General features: G+C 37.7%; 20 protein-coding genes. 1 reads left to right on the top strand and 19 read right to left on the bottom strand.

What is annotated here, in order from left to right; genetic code table 11:
* Positions 1-12: 12 nt before the first annotated feature.
* The 7 genes from VBD025_RS11010 to VBD025_RS10980 all read right to left on the bottom strand — a co-directional run bounded on the left by VBD025_RS11010 (position 13) and on the right by VBD025_RS10980 (position 8,740).
* Positions 13-996: an alpha-ketoacid dehydrogenase subunit beta gene (locus VBD025_RS11010; RefSeq protein WP_430785388.1), complete on the bottom strand. Its 984-nt coding sequence runs from the start codon at positions 994-996 to the stop codon at positions 13-15.
* Positions 997-1,011: 15 nt separating this feature from the next.
* The gene (locus VBD025_RS11005; RefSeq protein WP_430785386.1) at positions 1,012-2,004 is read right to left on the bottom strand and encodes a thiamine pyrophosphate-dependent dehydrogenase E1 component subunit alpha; all 993 of its coding nucleotides are present in this window, start codon (positions 2,002-2,004) and stop codon (positions 1,012-1,014) included.
* 20 nt (positions 2,005-2,024) lie between these two features.
* Positions 2,025-3,446 (bottom strand): dihydrolipoyl dehydrogenase, encoded by a 1,422-nt coding sequence (lpdA, locus tag VBD025_RS11000; RefSeq protein WP_430785384.1) that lies wholly within the window; start codon positions 3,444-3,446, stop codon positions 2,025-2,027.
* 22 nt (positions 3,447-3,468) lie between these two features.
* A complete protein-coding gene (gene buk / locus VBD025_RS10995) occupies positions 3,469-4,554 on the bottom strand; it encodes a butyrate kinase (RefSeq protein ID WP_430785382.1) in 1,086 nt (361 codons plus the stop codon).
* A 34-nt stretch (positions 4,555-4,588) separates the two neighbouring features.
* Positions 4,589-5,683, bottom strand: coding sequence for a branched-chain amino acid dehydrogenase (gene bcd, locus VBD025_RS10990; RefSeq protein ID WP_430785380.1), 1,095 nt, complete (start codon positions 5,681-5,683; stop codon positions 4,589-4,591).
* A gap of 12 nt (positions 5,684-5,695) precedes the next feature.
* Positions 5,696-6,598, bottom strand: a complete 903-nt coding sequence (gene yqiS, locus VBD025_RS10985) for a phosphate butyryltransferase (RefSeq protein ID WP_430785378.1) — start codon at positions 6,596-6,598, stop codon at positions 5,696-5,698.
* A gap of 66 nt (positions 6,599-6,664) precedes the next feature.
* Positions 6,665-8,740: a sigma 54-interacting transcriptional regulator gene (locus tag VBD025_RS10980; protein WP_430785376.1), complete on the bottom strand. Its 2,076-nt coding sequence runs from the start codon at positions 8,738-8,740 to the stop codon at positions 6,665-6,667.
* A 134-nt stretch (positions 8,741-8,874) separates the two neighbouring features.
* Between VBD025_RS10980 and VBD025_RS10975 the strand changes: the two genes are divergently transcribed.
* Positions 8,875-9,114: a DUF2627 domain-containing protein gene (locus VBD025_RS10975; protein ID WP_430785374.1), complete on the top strand. Its 240-nt coding sequence runs from the start codon at positions 8,875-8,877 to the stop codon at positions 9,112-9,114.
* Positions 9,115-9,158: 44 nt separating this feature from the next.
* Here VBD025_RS10975 and spo0A read toward each other — a convergent pair whose 3' ends face one another.
* From spo0A to VBD025_RS10915, 12 genes are all read right to left on the bottom strand, one after another.
* Complete coding sequence (gene spo0A, locus VBD025_RS10970) at positions 9,159-9,941, bottom strand: sporulation transcription factor Spo0A (protein WP_430785372.1); 783 nt, start codon at positions 9,939-9,941, stop codon at positions 9,159-9,161.
* 259 nt (positions 9,942-10,200) lie between these two features.
* Positions 10,201-11,484: a SpoIVB peptidase gene (gene spoIVB, locus VBD025_RS10965; protein WP_430785370.1), complete on the bottom strand. Its 1,284-nt coding sequence runs from the start codon at positions 11,482-11,484 to the stop codon at positions 10,201-10,203.
* Between the two features lie 224 nt (positions 11,485-11,708).
* Positions 11,709-13,436, bottom strand: coding sequence for a DNA repair protein RecN (recN, locus tag VBD025_RS10960; RefSeq protein WP_430785368.1), 1,728 nt, complete (start codon positions 13,434-13,436; stop codon positions 11,709-11,711).
* Positions 13,437-13,461: 25 nt separating this feature from the next.
* Complete coding sequence (gene ahrC / locus VBD025_RS10955) at positions 13,462-13,911, bottom strand: transcriptional regulator AhrC/ArgR (protein WP_430785366.1); 450 nt, start codon at positions 13,909-13,911, stop codon at positions 13,462-13,464.
* A gap of 23 nt (positions 13,912-13,934) precedes the next feature.
* Complete coding sequence (locus VBD025_RS10950; RefSeq protein ID WP_430785364.1) at positions 13,935-14,762, bottom strand: TlyA family RNA methyltransferase; 828 nt, start codon at positions 14,760-14,762, stop codon at positions 13,935-13,937.
* Between the two features lie 22 nt (positions 14,763-14,784).
* The gene (locus VBD025_RS10945; RefSeq protein WP_430785362.1) at positions 14,785-15,393 is read right to left on the bottom strand and encodes a hypothetical protein; all 609 of its coding nucleotides are present in this window, start codon (positions 15,391-15,393) and stop codon (positions 14,785-14,787) included.
* 806 nt (positions 15,394-16,199) lie between these two features.
* Complete coding sequence (locus VBD025_RS10940; protein WP_430785360.1) at positions 16,200-17,084, bottom strand: polyprenyl synthetase family protein; 885 nt, start codon at positions 17,082-17,084, stop codon at positions 16,200-16,202.
* A 2-nt stretch (positions 17,085-17,086) separates the two neighbouring features.
* Positions 17,087-17,317: an exodeoxyribonuclease VII small subunit gene (locus VBD025_RS10935; protein WP_430785358.1), complete on the bottom strand. Its 231-nt coding sequence runs from the start codon at positions 17,315-17,317 to the stop codon at positions 17,087-17,089.
* Entirely contained in the window at positions 17,310-18,662 is a 1,353-nt protein-coding gene (gene xseA / locus VBD025_RS10930; RefSeq protein WP_430785356.1) for an exodeoxyribonuclease VII large subunit, read from the bottom strand. The genes VBD025_RS10935 and xseA overlap by 8 nt, the downstream gene beginning before the upstream one ends.
* Positions 18,659-19,513, bottom strand: coding sequence for a bifunctional methylenetetrahydrofolate dehydrogenase/methenyltetrahydrofolate cyclohydrolase FolD (gene folD, locus VBD025_RS10925; RefSeq protein ID WP_430785354.1), 855 nt, complete (start codon positions 19,511-19,513; stop codon positions 18,659-18,661). The genes xseA and folD overlap by 4 nt, the downstream gene beginning before the upstream one ends.
* 16 nt (positions 19,514-19,529) lie before the next feature.
* Entirely contained in the window at positions 19,530-19,910 is a 381-nt protein-coding gene (nusB, locus tag VBD025_RS10920; RefSeq protein WP_430791364.1) for a transcription antitermination factor NusB, read from the bottom strand.
* A gap of 998 nt (positions 19,911-20,908) precedes the next feature.
* Positions 20,909-21,307 carry an Asp23/Gls24 family envelope stress response protein gene (locus tag VBD025_RS10915; protein WP_430785352.1) on the bottom strand — a complete coding sequence of 133 codons (399 nt, stop codon included), beginning with the start codon at positions 21,305-21,307 and terminating at the stop codon, positions 20,909-20,911.
* Positions 21,308-21,313: the final 6 nt, after the last annotated feature.

Raw genomic sequence — 21,313 nt, 5'->3', positions numbered from 1 at the left:
TCCCTCCTACGTTTAAAATTCAGCTAATTCACGTATTGCTTGTTCAACTTTGTCCGGGTTTATCATAAAGAATTTTTCCATTTTTGGTGAGTAAGGCATCGATGGTACATCTGGTCCTGCAAGACGCATTACTGGTGCGTCTAAATCAAACAAGCAGTTTTCAGCAATAATTGCTGCTACTTCCCCAATTATACTTCCTTCTTTATTGTCTTCGGTTATTAGTAATACTTTTCCAGTCTTTTTAGCAGCTTCAATTATTCCTTCTTTGTCTAACGGATAGATAGTACGCAGATCCAAGATATGAGCATCGATTCCTTCGTCAGCTAATTTTTCAGCTGCTTGTAGAGCAAAATGTACTGCTAACCCATACGTAATTATAGTTACATCAGATCCTTCGCGCTTTACATCTGCTTTTCCTAGTGGAAGCACATAATCTTCTTCAGGAACTTCTCCTTTTAAAAGACGGTAGGCGCGTTTATGTTCAAAGAAAAGTACTGGATCGTTATCACGAATAGACGCCTTCAGTAACCCCTTTGCATCGTAAGGTGTAGACGGCATGACTATTTTTAATCCTGGTTGATTGGCAAATACCGCTTCGACCGATTGAGAGTGATACAGTGCCCCGTGAACTCCACCACCATAAGGTGCACGAATTGTCATTGGTACGTTCCAATCGTTATTCGAACGGTAACGCATTTTTGCTGCTTCTGAAATTATTTGATTAACTGCAGGCATAATAAAATCAGCAAATTGCATTTCAGCAACTGGTCGCATACCATACATCGCTGCACCAATACCCACACCCGCAATAGCAGATTCTGCTAATGGCGTGTCAAGCACACGTGCATCACCAAATTCATCGTACAATCCTTTAGTAGCACCAAATACGCCACCTTTTTTACCTACATCTTCTCCTAATACAAAAACTTTTTCATCTCGTTGCATTTCTTCTCTTAGAGCTGTTGTAACAGCTTGAATATATGACATTACTGGCATTTTATAGTTCCCTCCCTACTCTTCATATACAAATCTTAATGCACTTTCTGGTTCTGCATATGGTGCTTCCTCAGCATAATCAGTTGCTTCATTAACAATATCTCCGATTTCACCGATCATTTCTTTTTCAATTTCGTCTGTTAATATTCCCGCTTCTTTTAAATAAGCAGCAAATGTAATGATGGAATCTTTCTTTTTCGCTTCATCCACTTCCGAACTTTCACGATAAAGACTATCATCATCGTCGCTGGAATGTGCAGTTAAACGATAAGAGACTGCTTCGATTAATGTTGGGCCCTCACCCTTAATAGCACGTTCTCTAGCTTCTTGAACCGCTTCAAAAACAGCTAATGGATCGTTTCCATCTATTGTCACACCTGGCATACCATAGCCAATTGCACGATCTGATACATTCTTAGCTGCTATTTGTCTTTCAATAGGTACAGAAATTGCATATTTATTATTTTCTACCATTGTGATAACTGGAAGCTTATGTACACCAGCAAAATTTAATCCTTCATGAAAATCACCTTGGTTTGATGATCCTTCTCCGAGTGTAACAAAAGAAACAATATCCTTTTTTTCCATTTTCGCTGCTAATGCAACACCTACAGCATGCGGTAATTGTGTCGTAACCGGTGAAGAACCACTAAGTATTCTGTTTTTCTTTTGTCCAAAGTGCCCAGGCATTTGACGACCACCAGAGTTCGGATCTTCTTCTTTGGCAAATCCAGATAACATTAATTCCTTAGCAGTCATTCCGAATGCAAGTACAACACCCATATCGCGATAATAAGGAGCTACATAGTCTTCATCACGATTAAGGGCAAAAGATGCTCCAACTTGCGCTGCCTCTTGACCTTGACATGAAATTACAAATGGAATTTTTCCAGCTCTGTTTAAGAGCCACATTCTTTCATCTATTTTTCTCGCTAACAGCATTGTTCTAAACATTTCCAGCACTTGATCATCTGACAATCCTAGTGCTTCATGACGATTTTTAGTCATTGATAGTCCCTCCTTTATTTTTACCCATGTATCTGTTTACCATCAACAGCCAATGCAGCTTCGCCCATCACTTCAGCCAAGGTTGGGTGCGGATGAATGCTCTCAGCAATTTCCCAAGGTGTCGCATCTAAAACTTTAGCAAGTCCAGCTTCAGAAATCATATCTGTTACATGCGGTCCAATCATATGACACCCTAGTAGATCATCTGTATTTTTATCTGCAATAATTTTTACAAATCCGTCAGATTCCCCGTGAACAAGCGCTTTTCCGACTGCCTTAAATGGAAACTTTCCTACTTTAATATCAAAGCCCTTATCCTTTGCTTGTTTTTCCGTTAACCCAACGCTAGCAATTTCAGGATTTGAATAGATACAGCTTGGAATATTGTCATATTCAATTGGGTGAGGATTTTGATCTGCCATATGTTCAACGGCTACAATTCCTTCATGTGAAGCAACATGTGCTAACTGCATGCCTCCGATTACATCTCCAATTGCGTATATGTGTGTTTCCTTTGTCTGGTAATTTTTGTTCGTTTGAATGAAACCTTTATCCACAACGATATCTGTATTTTCAAGGCCGATATTAGTTGTGTTAGCCTCGCGACCCACAGATACAAGCATTTTTTCTGCTTTGAATGTTTCATTCTTTCCATTTATTTCAGCTTCAATCGTTACACCTTTATCAATGGATAGTGTGTCAGCTAAAACCTTAGCACTTTTCACAAAACGAATGCCTTTATTCTTCAGGAGCTTTTCAGCTTCTTTTGCTATAGCATCATCTTCAGTTGGGAGTATTTGATCTAAGTACTCAATCACTGTTACATCGACGCCAAAATCAGCAAGCATAGATGCCCATTCAATTCCAATTACACCACCACCGACGATGATAATTGACTTTGGCAGTTCTTCCATTTGCAGTGCTTCATCTGAAGACATTACTACTGAACCATCTATTTCGAGTCCAGGTAACGACTTAGGTCGTGAACCAGTTGCGACTAACACATTCTTCGGAACGATCATCGTATTTTCATCACCATTTTCATACTCAATTGAAATTGTCCCAGGCATAGGTGAAAATATGCTTGGACCTAAAATACGGCCAAATCCTTCATAGACATCAATTTTTCCCTTCTTCATTAAACCCTGGACCCCTTGATGTAAGGTGCTTACAATACTATTTTTTCTTTCTTGTACTTTTGCAAAATTTAATGAAGTATCCTTCGTATCAATACCGTATTCACTTGCCTCTTTTGTTTGTCTAAGTACTTCAGCGCTTCTCAACAATGCTTTAGAAGGTATACAACCACGGTGCAGACATGTTCCACCAAGATCGCCTTTTTCAACTATTGCTACTTGTAAGCCGAGCTGAGAGGCTCTGATTGCAGCAACATATCCACCAGTTCCGCCACCCAAGATTACAAGGTCATATTCTTTTGCCATCTGTTAGTCACTCCCTTTATTTTTAGGTAGTTACATATACCTTTGGTGTTTCTTCGTTTCGGAGCACTCTTAACGTACCCTCCGTTAACGCTTGCAATTCATTTTCACCAGGATAAACAATCGTATCAGCTATCCAGCTAATCCGTTTTGAAATCATTTCAACAAATACTTTTCCATACGCTAGACCGCCAGTCAAAATGATTGCATCAACTTTTCCTTCCAGCACGGCACTCATTGATCCGATTTCTTTAGCAATTTGGTAAGCCATCGCTTCATACGTATGTGTAGCTTTCTGGTCACCGTTTTCTATCCTGTTTTCCACTTCCACTGCATCACTTGTTTGCAGGTAGGCCATAAGCCCACCCTTTCCAACTAATTTTTTCATCATTTCATCCAAATAATATTCGCCGGAATAACAAAGTGAAATCAAATCACCTGCAGGCACAGTACCTGCTCGTTCTGGTGAGAATGGTCCATCTCCATGCAAACCATTATTGACATCAACTACTTTACCGTTTTTATGGGCACCTACCGTGATTCCACCACCCATGTGTGTAACGATTAAATTAACCTTGTCATAGGATTTCCCAAGGTCTTTGGCAGCTCGTCTGGCAACCGCTTTTTGATTAAGCGCATGAAATATACTTTTTCTAGGGATCTCAGGTACCCCTGAGAACCGAGCAATATCCTCAAATTCATCAACTACTACCGGATCCACAATGAATGCTGGTATATTTAATCCATTAGCAATTTCATTTGCGATAATACCACCTAAATTAGACGCATGTTCTCCATTAAAACCTTGTCTTAAATCTTCCAGCATCGCATCATTTACCTTATATGTGCCACCTTCAATCGGTCGAAGTAATCCACCACGACCGCAGACTGCACTGAGCTTTGACACATTGATACCTTCATGATTCAGTTGATCTAAAATAACATTTTTTCTAAAGTCATACTGCTCTATAATCGATTTGAATTTAGAAACTTCATCAACGTTATGTCGAATCGTTTTTTCAAAAATACAATTCACATTTTCGAAAACTCCAATTTTAGTAGACGTTGACCCTGGATTTATCACTAATATACGAAAAATTTGTTCCTGCAATGCTGTTAACCTCCAGTACGTTCGCTTTTTGCATTTATCTTCTGCTTAGCGTGTGGTGACCATTCAATAAAAATTGACTGCGTGAAGCTCTGACGGATGCAATTCGTTCTTCTGCCATGCGGTCAGCTGCCACGTAAGTCGGAATATTATCACGCTTTGAAATAGCAAATATCTTAATTAATGCATCATAGATAGCATCAACGTTTTTCATTGCACGCTTTGCGTTATAACCGTTTAGTTCATCTGCTACGTTGATAACGCCACCGGAATTGATTACATAATCAGGAGCGTACACAATACCCATTTCATGGATGATATCTCCGTGCTTTGTTTTCTTAAGTTGATTATTCGCTGATCCTGCAATAACTTTAGCCTTCAATTGAGGAATTGTTTCATCGTTAATCGTTGCCCCTAGTGCACATGGTGCATAAATATCACAGTCCACACCATAAATATCATCAGGATCAACCGCTTTAGCATCAAATGCTTGAACAGCACGATCGACTGCCTCTTTATTAATATCAGTTACAATTAGTTTAGCGCCTTCTTCATGTAAATACTCACACAGCGTAAAGGCAACGTTTCCAACACCCTGTACTGCAACTGTTTTACCCTCCAATGAATCACTGCCATATGCTTCTAAAGCAGCAGCCTTCATTCCTTTGTAAATGCCGTATGCAGTTACCGGGGATGGATTTCCTGATGATCCGAACTCAGGTGAAATTCCTGTAACAAAGTCCGTTTCCATGTGAATTAAATCCATATCCTGCACGGTTGTACCTACATCTTCTGCTGTAATATAACGACCGTTCAGTCCTTGAATATAACGACCAAAAGCACGGAATAACTCAGGGTTTTTATCCTTTTTAGGGTCACCAATAATAACTGTTTTTCCGCCACCTAAATTCAATCCTGCAGCAGCATTTTTATACGTCATACCTTTAGCTAAACGAAGCGCATCTTCAATCGCTTCTGCTTCAGAATTATATGTCCACATTCTAGTCCCGCCAAGCGCAGGTCCAAGTGTAGTATCGTGTATTGCAATAATTGCTTTTAATCCAGAGTTTTTGTCCTGACAAAATACTAATTGCTCGTAATCATATTTCTCCATATAAGTGAAAATTTCCATTGTGTATTCCTCCTAGAATTTTTTTGCCGATACTAATGCAAGAGATAATGAATATAATTTACTTGCAGCAGAATCTGCCCTCGATGTTAATACAATTGGTGCGCTTGCACCACTTACAACTGAAGCCACCTTAGCTTCTGCGAAATACATAAAGGACTTATATAATGCATTTCCGACTTCTATAGTAGGGACAGCTAATATATCACTAGTTCCGGCAACGTCTGACTCGATATTTTTATGTTCAGCTGCTTCGTTGGAAATTGCATTATCAAATGCAAGCGGACCATCAATTATACAATTACGGATTTGGTTTCGCTTTTGCATTTGAGTTAATAACGCTGCATCAACTGTTGCCTGCATTGCTGGGTTTACTACCTCAACTGCAGCTAGTGCTGCTACTTTTGGTAGGTCTATTCCAATTCCCCTGGCAATTTTCACTGCGTTATTAACAATCTCAACTTTTTCCATCAATGTTGGCGCAATGTTCATGCCCGCATCTGTTAAAAATATCAGACGATCCTGATTTGGCACTTCAAACAGGGCTACATGGGATAAAATTTTCCCAGAACGCAGTCCATACTCTTTATTTAATACTGCTTTCAGTAAATCCTTTGTGGAAACATTCCCTTTCATCAAAATGTCAGCTTTTTTCTGATAAACTGCTTTCACAGCTGCTCCAGCTGGATCATCTTTTTCATCTATAACGCTGAGGTTTGTTGCTGATAAATCAAGTCCAATCTCATCGCCAATAAATTGTATCTCATTTTTGTCACCATAAAGTAAAAAAGAACAAATATTTTCTTGCAGTGCATTTTGAACAGCTAATAGGACTTCATTGTCAGCAGCATTTGCAACGGACACCACCTGCTCAGATTGCGTTTTTGCAAGTTCTTTCAATTCGTCTAACGATCTCATAACAATCCTCCGATTATGTTGTAATCTTAAAAGCGCTTAAGTAAGGGATATTATGTAAGCCTTCATTTAAGAAAAATCTTCAATATTTGCCTTTTCAATTCGATATTTATCCATCTTATAATACAAATTACGGATTGAAATATCTAACGCTTTTGCTGTTTTTGTCTTGTTGTAGTGGTTTGCTTGATACGTTTGTTTGATATAGGTTTCTTCAAACGATTCAACTGCATCCTGTAGTGTTCCCTGATTGATATCGAATCTTTCATTATCCTGGATATAAACCGCCTTCTCGGGGGTTAAGCTAGGAATATGTCTCAACTTTATCACTTCTTCATTCGTATCCATGTAAATCATAGCTCGTCCTAATACATTTTCAAGTTCTCTTACGTTGCCCGCCCAATGATAGGTTCTAAGGAATCGTAAAGCTTCTTGATTTATCTCCCGGACACTTCTTCCGTAATCCTGATTAATCTTACGAATTAGATGCGGAATCAACTCAGTAAGGTCTTCTATTCGTTCTTTTAAAGAGGGAATGAAAATAGGCAAACGATTCAACCGATAGTATAGGTCTTCCCGAAACGTCTTGTTCATGATCGCTTTTTCAAGATTTGCATTCGTAGCAGTAATAACTCGTACATTTATTCCAATCGGCTCACTGCCACCAACTCGTACAATTTCTTTTTCCTGCAGCACTCGAAGTAATTTTGCTTGAAGTGGCAGAGTTAGTTCACTGATTTCATCTAAAAAAACGCTTCCCATATTTGCTTCTTCGAACAAGCCAATCTTACCACCGCGCTTCGTTTCTGAAAAGGCGCTTTCTTCGCAACCGAACAACTCAACCTCTAGAACAGCTTCGTCAATTGCAGCACAATTTACACGAATAAACTTATTATGTTTCCGATCACTTTCGTTATGAATTGCATGTGCAAATAACTCTTTGCCTGTACCCGATTCTCCTCTGAGCAAGACAGTTGCAGGAGTTTTGGCGCCTACTTTTGCCTGTTCAAGAGCTAGTCTCATCTCAGGGGATGAGCCAACAATATCATCAAATGTATACTTTGCTTCCAAATTCCGAATGATTTGTCTCGCACGTTTTAATTCTGTTGTAAGGCTTTTAATCTCAGAAACGTCATGCAGTACACCTACGCTACCTTTTATTTTACCATCCACAATTACTGGTGCAACATTTACTATAACGTCTTTTTTAGATGATCCAACTTTCATTCGCACTCCACGTACTGGGCGACGAGTCTGCAGAACTTTCATATGCATACTCTCTCCCTCAGAAATATCAACAGTTGCAGGCTGCCCAATAATATCTGACTTTGATAAACCAGTAATTTTTGTGTATGCAGGATTTATCATCAAGCCTTCTCCATTTTCATCTACAACAGTAATTGCTTCGTCTGAGGATTCAATAATCGCCTCAAGCATTATCTTTATTTCTTTTAAGTCCGTGTTTTCTTCAGCAAGATTAACAACTTCTGTAATATCCTTGAATACCGCAAATGCTCCAATCAGTTGATCGTCAGCATTGATAATAGGAATTCGAGTTGTAATAATCTTTTTATCGTTCTCAAGAACCAGTTTTTGGTTTATTTCTTTTCTCCTGCTTTGCAGAGTATAAGGAAGTCTTGAATTTTCGATAACTTCCTGAACTGGCCGATTAATGAATTTCGGTTTAGAGACTCCTACAATTCGTTCTGCACTTTTATTAATAAATTGCACAATCCCTTTTTCGTTAACTACAATCATACCATCTCGAATATTATTGAGAATCAATTCCTGGTTTGTCATTTCTAACTTTAGAAGTTCTAATAATGACTCTTTTTCTTCAATTAATTCTGCAATAATATAGGCAACCGACCCAGGAATGACAACAGTTTTTCTGCTTCGAGCCTTAACTATTTCCTGTAAAACGGATTCCTTGCCCGTAGCTTCAATAATAATATCCAATTCGTCATTAATCCATTTTTTCCATTCAGTATCTGTATGTATTCCCAATTTTTTTGCAAGTTCTATGCCTTTCGCATTACTTTTTGTGTCAATTACTCCAACAATTTTCATCCGATTTGTTTCAGACAAAATTTGAATTAAAGCATTACCACCCTTACCAGCACCAACAATGAGCACTCGCTTCATTTGATCCCACCTTGCAATTTTTTGCACACGTATATTGTACTTTATACTGCAGAATTTAGCAAACATAATCGGTTTCTATTTTGGATATGCTCTGATATACTGAAATCAACTTATATTGGTAAAGGAGTTTCAAGATGGTACGAATAACTGCAGTCTTACTTCTTGTCATACCAGGAATTATTTCTGCTTACGGTATAAAATTAATGCGCGACTCGTTATTTGATGAACTTTATCCATTATTTCTTTATATAGGCGTTCAGTTCTTTATTGGATTTTTACTATTTATTGGTGGGATTGCTTTTATCGGAGGATTTATTGTACATCGGGACAGGAAGCGTCAATACAGCGCTAAAGGAAAGAACATGAAAAACTAAACAAAAATGATGATTCTATTTTTTAATAGAATCATCATTTTTGTTTAACTTGCTTTATGGTCCAACCTCAACCTGTCTGCTACCATTGCTATAAATTCTGAATTAGTCGGTTTTGCTTTTGAAATGCTGATGGTGTAGCCAAATAGTTCCGAAATGGAGTCAATGTTACCTCTGCTCCATGCAACTTCAATGGCATGGCGAATTGCGCGTTCAACTCTTGATGCTGTCGTATTAAACTTTTTTGCTATATCCGGATAAAGAACCTTCGTTATAGATCCCAGCAATTCAATATCGTTGTAAACCATCGTAATTGCTTCACGAAGATACATGTATCCTTTAATGTGAGCAGGTACTCCAATTTCATGAATTATATTTGTTATATTTGCTTCAAGGTCTTTTTTCTGCTTTCCACGTCTATTATTTAAATTTCTTGATTGTGTAGGTTGTACATTTCTTCCTTGTACTTGCCTTACCTGGTCTGCTAAATTATCTAAATCAAACGGCTTGAGAATGAAATACGCAGCACCCAGATCAACAGCTTTTTTCATAACTTCTTCTTGACCAAAAGCTGTTAGCATAATTACATTCGGATATTTACTTCGCTCTGAACCTCTAATAGACTGCAGAACAGCCAAACCATCTATATGTGGCATTATAATATCCAATATCAATACATCTGGATCCATTTCATTAAGCATTTCTAAGCAGTCTCTACCGTTGAATGCTGTCCCAATTACTTCAACATCCTCCTGCCCATCAAAGTACTCCTCCATCACTTGAACCAATTCACGATTATCATCAACTATACAAACAGAAATTTTCTCCACTATTCAATTCCTCCCTTATGTATTAAAACGTTTCCCAAAGTATACTTTCGACATCAATTCCTTATAACCTTCTTTTATTTAAAAAAACTTTATTTTTTTATGTAATATCTTTATTTTACTTCGATTTACTAATATTTTCGATTGTATTCGATATTATTTGACAAGCGTTTATTAAATTTGTCGAAAAATAATTACCGCAAAAAAACCTTGTATCAGAATAGATATCTGACACAAGGTTTCTCTTTTATACTTATTCGAACTAGCTCGCCTTCTTCTTCTCTGTTTCATAAATATTAATGCCTGCTTCCTGTAGCATCCACTCAATATGAACACCGTAGCCCGAAGTGGAATCATTAACAAAGACATGCGTCACTGCACCGATAATTTTATCATTTTGTATAATAGGACTTCCGCTCATACCTTGAACTATACCACCTGTCTCCTTTAACAATTCAGGATCAGTTATTTGAATAATCATCCCTTTTGTTGCAGGAAATTTCTGTGGCACACTGCTTACAATTTCAACATCAAATTCTTCAATTTTTTCTCCCTCAATTACCGTTAAAATTTTTGCTGGTCCTTCTTTCACTTCATGCGATAATGCAATTTCCATCGGTTTATTGAAGCTTCCATTTCTCATTTCATCCCTTAATTTACCAAATATACCAAAAGGGCTGTTTTTTGTAATCGTACCTATTTTTTGTGCGTCAACTGAGAACTTGGCTTGTTTCTCACCAGGTGAACCATTTTCCCCTTTATCAATTGATGTTACGGTTGAATTCACAATTGCTCCATTATATATTTCAATTGGTTTTTGAGTATCCATATCAGAAATGACATGTCCAAGAGCACCGTATTTTTTTGATGCAGGATCATAAAAAGTCATCGTACCTATACCTGCCGCAGAATCCCTTATATATAAGCCAATTTGATATTTGTTATCTGTAGCGTCAAGCACTGGAGTTAGCTTGGTTTGAAATTTATCATCTCCACGTTTTATCGTTACTCGAAGCGGTTCATTCGTTTTTCCCGCTTTTTCAACAAATGGTTTAACATCTTTCATTTGTTTGATGGATTCTCCATTTATCTTTAAGATGATATCACCAACTTCAATATTTGCTTCCTCGCCAGGTGATGATTTTTGGTTTGAACCTTTAATACGATGATGTCCAACCACTAGAACTCCAACAGTATGCAATTGTACACCAATTGATTGTCCTCCTGGAATTACTTTAAAATCTTTCAGAACATCTACATCAACCTTTTTAATCGGAAGACCAGCAAATGTGTAAAGCAGTTGATCTTTCCCAGCAGAAACCGTATTAAATTCATTTGAACCTATCGCATTTATCGATTGTCTTACTGGACTTACTTCAACAGAATCCCCAAGGCTCGGAACGGATACGGGTGTATCATTGTTGAAAGTGACAATATTATTAGGGATAGAAAGGTACTTTTGTATTGGGGTGTAAAAAGGAATTACTACCAACACAGCTAAAAGCAATATTCCTATCCAGATTCGGACTTCGTTTCTAAACTTCAATCATTCCACTCTCCTAAGGTTCCTAACCCAATCTTTTGTCTGTACTTCTAATTTGACCGAACCGACTTGTTTTTAAACTGGTTAATAATAAGTAAACCTGTGTATCATTTCCTTTTTAAATAACGTATAAAATAAGATCCTTTACCTTAGTATGAAGTTTGAGTTTTAATGCAAAATAAAAAAACCAGATACGTTATTTTCTGGTTTTTCTTTAATATTATCCATTAAGTTTTTTGTTTTATGGATTCCGCCAATATCAGCATTTCTTTAGCGTGTTGTTTAGCCGTTTCCGTTAATTTAGCACCAGTAATCATTCGGCTCAGTTCATCAATTTTTTGCTCTTCCGATAATTCTTTAACATATGTTAACGTACGATTGTTTTTTTCGACTTTTTCAATTAAATTGTGCGTGTCAGCCATAGCTGCAACTTGAGGAAGATGTGTAATACACAATACCTGAGATTGCTCAGACACATTAACAATTTTCTCTGCTATAGCTTGGGCAACGCGACCACTGACACCTGTATCTACTTCGTCAAAAATAACACTGGTAACTCCCTGGTGCCCTGCAAATATTTTTTTGAGAGCCAGCATTATACGAGATAACTCTCCACCTGAAGCAACTTTGTTTAATTCTTTCAAAGGTTCGCCAGAATTAGTTGAAATTAAAAATGTTATGAAATCAAAACCATTCTTATGTAACTTTACAGGACGTTTCGTTCCTTCGTTAGCTGCTTCAAAATCTTCTTTACTGTTAAATTTTATGGAAAAAGTGGCTTTCTCAAGATAAAGATCCTTTAATTCTTCATGAATTTCACTTGTTAGTGATTTCGCAGCTTTTTGCCTAATATCATGCAACTGTTTCGCTTCTAAATATGCATCCTGTTGTGTTTCGTTGATCTGAATCTGCAAATTACTCAGATGGGAATCTTTATTGGTTATTTCTTCAATTTCTTCTTGTATTTTTCCCATATATTCAATAATTTCATTAACAGTAGACCCGTATTTTTTCTTTAATCGGGTTATCTCATGTAATCGGGATTCAATTTCATTTAAACGATCAGGATCATGCTGAAGGGTATCCATATGGTTGCGTAAATCAATTGAAAGTTCTTCAACCAAATAGTAATGGTTCGCAAGTTCTTCAGCTTTTTCTGCGATATAAGAGTCATAGCTCTTATTATCACCTAAAGCCTGCATAGCCATACTTAACCACTCAATTCCTTTTTGATCCCCATTTAAAGCATTATATGCATCCTGAATACCAGTATATATCCGGTCAAAATTAGCTAATTTACTTCGTTCTTCTTCTAGAATATCATCTTCATCTGGAATTAAATCTGCTTGTTCCAGCTCATCCATTTGAAATGTTAGAAGGTCCAGACGATGAGCCATTTCCTGTTCATTTTCACTAAGTTCTTTATATCTGTTTTTTAATGTCTGTAACCGATCAAATATATGATGAAATTCCTTTTTTGACTGGTTAATCACTTGATGATCATAAAGATCAAGCAGATCTATGTGATTTTCAGGCTCCATTAAAGCCTGTGTTTCATGCTGGCTGTGGATATCAATTAACGTTCGCCCGAATTCCTTTAGAATTGCTAAAGTAACTAACTTACCGTTTACTCTGCATATACTTTTACCACCGGAGGTAATTGTACGGTGTAATACCACCATGTTATCAGAAATTTCAATTCCATATGTAGTTCCAACCTGATGAATAGAATGCTTCTCGTCATCAATAGAAAATAATCCTTCTATTTCTGCTTTTTTTGAACCGTGACGCACAAATTCAACTGATCCACGCCCTCCAGCTAATAGTTGGATTGCATCTATGATAATTGATTTACCCGCACCTGTTTCACCTGTCAATACAGTTAACCCTTCATGGAATGTCAGGGATAGCTCGTCTATTATTGCAAAATCATGAATAGATAGTTCTGTTAACATCAAACTTCACCTCTTCAAAATTGCATTACAACATGTTTATAAAACGATTTTTAATTAGTACTGAGTCAGTTTCATTCTTACAGATAATCATGCATGTGTCGTCCCCACATATTGTACCCATTATTTCCTGCCACTCTAACTGATCGATTAATACACCTATAGCCTGTGCGTTCCCTGGAAGAGTTTTTAAGATGATAAAATGACTTGCATAATCAATTGTTACAAATACATCACGAATTAAACGTTTCAACTTTTCAGTTGGATTAAAACGGTGATCAGAAGGCAGACTATATTTATACCTGCCTGTTGAGGTTGAAACTTTCACCAAATGTAATTCGTTTATATCACGCGATACCGTTTTTTGTGTAATTGAAAAACCTAGTTCATTTAACTTTTCCACGAGTTCATCCTGTGTTTCGATATTAAATTTCGTTATTACTTCACGAATTTTAATTTGTCGCTGTGTTTTGCTCATTTTAATCCTCCAAGGCTGCTACTTTAATGACTATTTTGCGCTTTAAAGTTCGCATGCGCCTCATCTACAACTGTACTTAACATGAAAGAACTAAGATCGACGCCCTTCATCACATTTTCCCACCCTAAATGAACTAGAAATTCTATATTCCCATCTCCACCTGTAATTGGGGAAAATGTCAGATCGTATAATTCGTATCCTTCTTCCATTGCGAAACGAATTATCTTATCCAATACTTGAAAATGTATATTTTTTTCGCGAACAATACCTTTTTTTCCAACCTGTTCTCTACCAGCTTCAAACTGCGGCTTAATTAGAGCAACAACATCACTGTTTTTGTCTAATAATTGCTTTAAAACAGGTAGTATTAATTTTAATGAAATAAATGATACATCGATACTAGCTATACTGGGGGTTCCATGTTGAATCATATCGGGGGTAACATATCTGAAGTTAGTGCGTTCCATCACAATAACACGGTCGTCATTTCTCAGCTTCCAGTCCAACTGGTTATAACCAACGTCTATTGCATAGCACTTAGATGCACCATTTTGAAGTGCACAATCGGTAAATCCTCCAGTTGACGAACCAACATCCATCATAATCCTGTGGTTTATTTCGATATTAAACGCATGTAACGCCTTCTCAAGCTTTAATCCGCCTCTACCAACATAGGGAATTAATTTACCTTTAACAGTCAGAGGAATATCCTCATCCACTTTAACTCCAGGTTTGTCCATCCGAATTTGATCGGAAAAAACTAAACCAGCCATAATGGTTCTTTTTGCTTTTTCACGCGTTTCAATCAGGTTACGTTCAACTAGCAGAATATCCAAACGTTTTTTCACCATAATTATTGAATCCTTTACTATTTTATTTGATTTTACTATCCTTTTTGTTTTTCTTTGGAAGTACACTGATCTTTAGGTTTCTTTCAATTAGTGATATCATTCGGCCAGCAAAAAAAATAATCCTCGTAGAAGAATGGATCCCAAAATATTTACCCATTGCTTTTCCTCCAACGGTAATTGCAGCTACGATACTGGTTAATACAACAGAAAGGACAATTTGTGTGGTCGATCCATCGTTTTGACCTAAAATAGCAACAATTTGCAGTACCACAATTGCTGTTGCTGTACCACTTACAATTCCCGAAATGTCACCAATTACATCATTACAAAAGCTAGCAAACTTGTCTGCATTTCGAATGATAATAACTGCTTCTTTTGCGCCAGGAACCTTTTCTGCTGCCATAGCATGAAAGGGCTGTTCGTTTGCTGCAGTTGAAGCTATTCCAAGCATATCAAATATGACTCCTATCGCAACAATGATGAGGACAATAAATATACCAACTATCCAAATTACTCCGCTCAATAAAGAGGACGAAATAATTGTAAAAATAGCCGCTAACACAAAAGTGATAACGGCAATCGTTAGACTAAATTTTATAGATCGTTTTATTTGTGATTTTTGTGATTTCATTTTATACCTCAAACTTTTATGTAAGATAGGAATGGTCATTTAAAAGGTAAAAACTGCGGCTTAGGTCCAGTAGGTTTTCCCAGATAAGTACCTCATGTTGCCATAGAGGCGGTTCCCCTTTAAACTTATCTTAGCTTCGTCGCCAAAAGCTAGACTGGATTACCACTTAGTCCACACTATAATCCCTTTCAAATGTCAATGAACAGTCTAGGAGATTTCCTCAGCAGTCTTTTTGACGTTCCCTAGCCTCTTTTGCAGTGTAGATTTCATGGAAATGACAATAACAAACTAGTGGCCGCCAGTTTGAAATCTTTACCCCAATCCCCTCATACACCACTCAAGGCAGGCTACGCTACAAGCAGGTCAACCCTCTCCTACTATGCAGGTTCATACCCCATTCCATAGTGGTCCCTAGGCTTAGTTACCACCACAGATATGGGCCTCCGCGGAAATAGGGTCAACGCCCACATGCCTTTGTGGATCGCCCTATAACCTTAACTCCCAGCACTGACCCAAGGCTGGGCGCCTCAAGCCAACACAAGGAACTTCATCGATGTGCCCTTTGGCGGATTTTTAGGCCCGCCTTCAGAAACGGAAGACTGACTAGAATACTGCACCATTCCTTATATGTTTATATTGTATCATATTTTATGCTGACTTTCTACAATTGTGTGTGTTTCATACACTTTAATCGATTAGAAAACTTGGCTAGTCGCCAAGCTTTAATGGCGAAAGCCTTAAACTACACATATGCAATAAGAACGGATTTATACTTTCTTACCTGCTTAAAAAAACGCACCTTTTATTTAGTGGTTTCGGGTACTGAAAAAGTCAGTTAGCTTCATTAAAAATGAATCTTCTGCATTAGCTTTATATAGCGCGCTTTTAGCTAATTGCACATAGTTTTCTTTCTTTTCCACTGCACCTTCATTACCTAATAACTTTGGATACGTGCTTTTGTTATTATCTTCGTCACTGCCTACCGGTTTACCTATTAGCTCCTGGTCACCTGAAACGTCTAAAATGTCATCCTGCACTTGGAAGATTAGACCTAGATAATACGCGAAAACGTCTAAGTGTTTCAATTGTTCTTCTGTTGCATTCCCAACATACGCACCAGATTTGATGGCAAATTTTATTAATTCACCCGTTTTTAATGTATGAATCTTTTCTAGTTCTTCGATAGAAATCTCTATATTTTCCGCTTCCATATCTAATAATTGACCAGCTACCATACCTTTTGGTCCACTTGCCTTGGACAACTCTGTAATGAGGTATACTTTTTGTTTTTCCGTTAATTGGTTATCAGACGCGAGTAATTCAAAACTGTAAGTTAAAAGTGCATCACCAGCTAAAATGGCTGTTGCTTCATTAAACACAATATGATTAGTTGGCTTTCCCCTTCTCATATCATCATTGTCCATTGCAGGTAAATCATCATGAATTAGTGAATAGGTATGAATCATTTCTAACGCAATTGCAGGAGCAATTATATTCCTTTTATCGTTCCCGTACGCTTCAAAACTTGCAATTAATAGTATCGGTCTTAGTTTTTTTCCACCAGCTTCAATTGAATATAGCATTGATTTTTTTAAGTTGTCTGGGATATCCAGCTGATTCAGGACCTTTGATAATTCCTCTTGTATAAATCGTTTATTTTCTTCTATAAATGAAGTTAATATTCCCTGCACAGTTATTCTTCCTCCTGTATGTCAAAAGGTTTTAATTCTCCTTGTTCATTCATGATGTTCGTCATTTTTTCCTGAACACGTGATAACTTATCATTACAAACCTTTGAAAGTTTCATTCCCTCTTGATAAAAATTAATTGCTTTTTCTAAAGGAACGTCACCCTCTTCTAATTGCTCTACAATCTTTTCAAGTTCTAACATTGCTTCTTCAAAAGAAAGTTCATTTTCACTCATCTATCTTTTCCTCCTTTATCTCTTCAACTCTGCATGACAATATTTCGTTCAACAATTTCAAGTGAATTATATCATTACGGTTCGTTTGTTTTCCTGATTTAATAATATTCCCTTTTTGATCGTAGGGAATAGCATACCCTCGTCGCATAACTTCCAGTGGATTTAACAAGGATAATTTATCCATTATATTTACAGTTTGCAATGTTTTTTGTTCTGTAATTTGAGACATGTGCGTCTGCATTTGTTTATGAAGCTGCGAAAGGTGCAAATACATCGTTTGAATCTGTCTTTTTGGATGCTGACTAGCTAATCTTTTCTTTGTATTGTGTAAGGCCTCACTTTTTTTGCTATGGACAAATTGAATTGATTTATTCAATCGCTCCACCAGTTTGTCTAATTCTTGTTCCTTTTGGTTTATTAGTTGTCCCGGATAACGAAACGCATAAGATTGATTTAATCCCTTTAGCTGTCGAGAAGAAGATTGCACAATGTTAGCCATCGTACGTGAAAGGTTTTGATTATAATGCGCGATTTTCTCTTTTAATTCAAGCTGAGAAGGCACGGCTAGTTCCGCTGCGCTTGTGGGCGTCGGAGCACGTAAATCAGCAACAAAATCACTTATTGTTGTATCAGTTTCATGACCAACTGCAGAAATAATTGGAACATTCGATTCAAAAATAGCCATGGCTACCTTCTCCTCGTTAAAACTCCATAATTCTTCAATCGATCCGCCACCTCTGCCAACAATTATCACATCAATTTGAGGATTTTCATTAGCTCGTTTTATACCTTCAACAATGGAATCCGCAGCGTTTACCCCTTGCACCAGAACTGGAATGACTGTTAATTCGACAATAGGATATCTGCGTTTAATCGTAGTGATTACATCACGTACCGCTGCTCCCGTAGGAGATGTAATAACTGCAATATGTTTAGGGTAAAGTGGCGTTTTCTTCTTATGACGTTCATCAAAATAACCCTGTAACGCTAACTTTTCTTTTAACTGTTCAAATGCAAGATAAAGCGCACCAATTCCATCAGGGTCCATTCTGTTTATATATAACTGATACTGACCATATGGCTCAAAAACTCCGATACTGCCACTAATTACTACCTTCATTCCGTTTTCGGGAGTAAATTTAAGTGAACGGTTATTCCCTGCGAACATTACAGCCTGTATTCTTGTTTGATCATCTTTTACAGTTAAATACATATGACCACGACTATGAAGTTTAAAATTAGAAATTTCGCCTCTCACGAACACTTGATTCAGATGTGGATCTGTATCAAATTTTCGCTTAATATATTTAGTCAGCGCTGTTACAGTCAGGTATTGTTCAGTCACTGCAACTTCAATCCTTTTGCAGCTTTAATCGTATTTTGAAGCAGCATCGTGATTGTCATAGGACCTACTCCTTTTGGAACTGGTGTTATATATGCTGCAATTTCTTTAACATCATCAAAATTAACGTCACCTGTCAGCGAACCATTTTCCAGACGATTTATGCCCACATCAATAACAGCTGCGCCTGGTTTGATGTATTCAGCCCCGATAACATTGGGCTTGCCCACTGCAACTATCAAAATATCTGCCATTTTCGTAAATGCCTTTAGATCCTTTGTTTTAGAATGACAATATGTAACCGTAGCGTTTTCATTCAGCAGTAATTGTCCTACTGGTTTACCAACAATATTACTTCTACCTAGAACTACAACGTGTTGACCTTCGATCGGGATGTTTTTTGATTTAAGCATTGTAACGATTCCAAAAGGTGTGCATGGAAGGAATGTGTTTTTTCCAGTCATCATTCGTCCAATATTTACAGGATGAAAACCGTCAACATCTTTACTTGGATCAATATGTTCAATTACTTTTTGTTGCGCAATATGATTTGGTAATGGTAATTGAACTAATATCCCATGGACCTCAGGATTATTGTTTAGCTCTGTAATCGTATCAAGCAAACTTTCTTCGCTGGTAGTTTCAGGTAACTCAATTATTTCCGAAGATATGCCAGTTGCAGCGCTTGCTTTCTTTTTCCCATTTACATATGACCTGGAGGCAGGATTATTTCCAACTAATACTACCGTTAAGTGTGGTGTTAATCCTTTATCTTTTAGTAAATCCACTTCTTCTTTCATCTTGTCTTTTAATTGCTGTGCTAATACTTTTCCGTTAATTATCTCAGCAGACATTAAAAACATTCCCCTCTCAGGCTATTATTTTAGACAGTACCCCGTTCACAAATTTCCCTGACTTTTCATCGCCGTATTTATTTGCTAATTCCACAGCTTCATTAATTGAAACGTTTACTGGAATATCTTCTAGGTACTTGATTTCATATACTGCTAAACGAAGGATTGTTTTTTCTACGGAAGCAATACGCTGAATCGTCCAATTCTCAAGATGCTTTGTAATAAATTCATCAACCTGTTCCTTTTGCTCGACCACTCCGTGGACAAGCTTCGCTAAAAATGCATCTATTTTTTCATCATCCGTGCTGTTCATTAACGCTTCATCTGTATCTGTTTCATTTAAATCCAATTGAAATAGTATTTGAAATGCTTTTTCCCTTGCTGCATGCCGTTTCATCATTCATTACTCCTTTAATCTCATCTCTACAAATAATAACACGAACAACACCTCAAATGCCAGATAGAAAAGCAGCCGCAGATAAGAAGTGCGCAACAGCACTGGTTAGTTTGAGGCAAGTTTAAGACAAATTTCTTAGTGCTGGTTTTTATCACTAAGACATTGTCTTATATCCAACAGGCGGAATAGCTGCTTGCTCAAGACAGTCAAACATCAAAATTTTATAGTTTCTTTTGTTTATGTAACTACCAGCTGCCTGAAAAGAATAGGAGCTCCCTGAACTAGTTGAATAACGCCGCACTCCATTGTTTAAGTTGACACAATTTCTCTATACTGCGAATTAACTTCTGTTTGTTTACTCACCGGAAATTGATCACGAAGTAACAGCAACGAGATTTCCGCTGATGGCAGTCGCTTTCCGCGGGCGGCTGGTGAGCCTCCTCGTGCTACCGCACTCCGGGGTCTCACCTATGCCTGTCCTCCCGCAGGAGTCGACTGCCATCCGCTCCAATCTCTAGACAAGATATAAGTGTCACGGATTTATATGATTCGATCCGCACTCGATAGCTATATCTCTTTCAGAATGCAATAGTTTACAGAAACAACAAAGACATAGACTGCTTTACCAGTCCTGGTGAGCGGAGGGCCGTGACTCCTGCGGGAACAGCACGAGTCTGACGGCCCCGCAGGTTAAATGATGAAGGCCAACTAAAGCCGTCCTTTGCGGACAACGTTGGCATACCCCTTGTCGGGGCAAGGAGACTGAAGCCGTGCCCGCGGAAAGCATCCGCCCTCAGCGATCCTGGACGGCAGCTATGGAAGCAAACCAAAAATTAAGTCGCAGTTTTCATCAAATACGAAAGAGTAACTTGCAGTTCTAGGAATAGATTTAGCGGAAATTGAGTTGTTAGAAAAATTCGTCACTTGCACTAAACTTTTATACTTCCCTTAAGCATAAGAAAAAGGCCAAGAGGAAATTCCTCCTGACCTTTTTTCAACTATTCACTTGATACTTCCGTGTTCTCTTTATTATCCATTTGTATCCCAACAACATGAACGTTTATCTCAGCAATCTCAAGTGCAGTCATACTTTTTAACGCTTGACGTATATTGGTTTGAAGCTTTTGCGCCACTTGTGGGATGGAAACACCAAAATCTAATACAACATAAAGATCAATGAGTATACCAGATTCCGTGAGATCAACTTTCACGCCCTTACTGTGAGACTTTTTACCAAATCGTTCAACCACTCCTGAAGCAAAATTTCCACGCATTGAGGAGATACCTTTTACTTCTGATGCAGAAATTCCGGTTATAATCTCAATTACTTCTGGTGCTATTTCAACAGTACCTAGACTATCGTCTTCACTTACATTTAACAAAGGCTGTTCACTCATCGTAAC

Source organism: Virgibacillus flavescens (genome assembly GCF_050574275.1).
Lineage (GTDB): Bacteria > Bacillota > Bacilli > Bacillales > Amphibacillaceae > Virgibacillus_F > Virgibacillus_F flavescens.
Note: the sequence above shows the minus strand (reverse complement) of the source record. Positions and strands in the feature narration are given on the sequence as shown.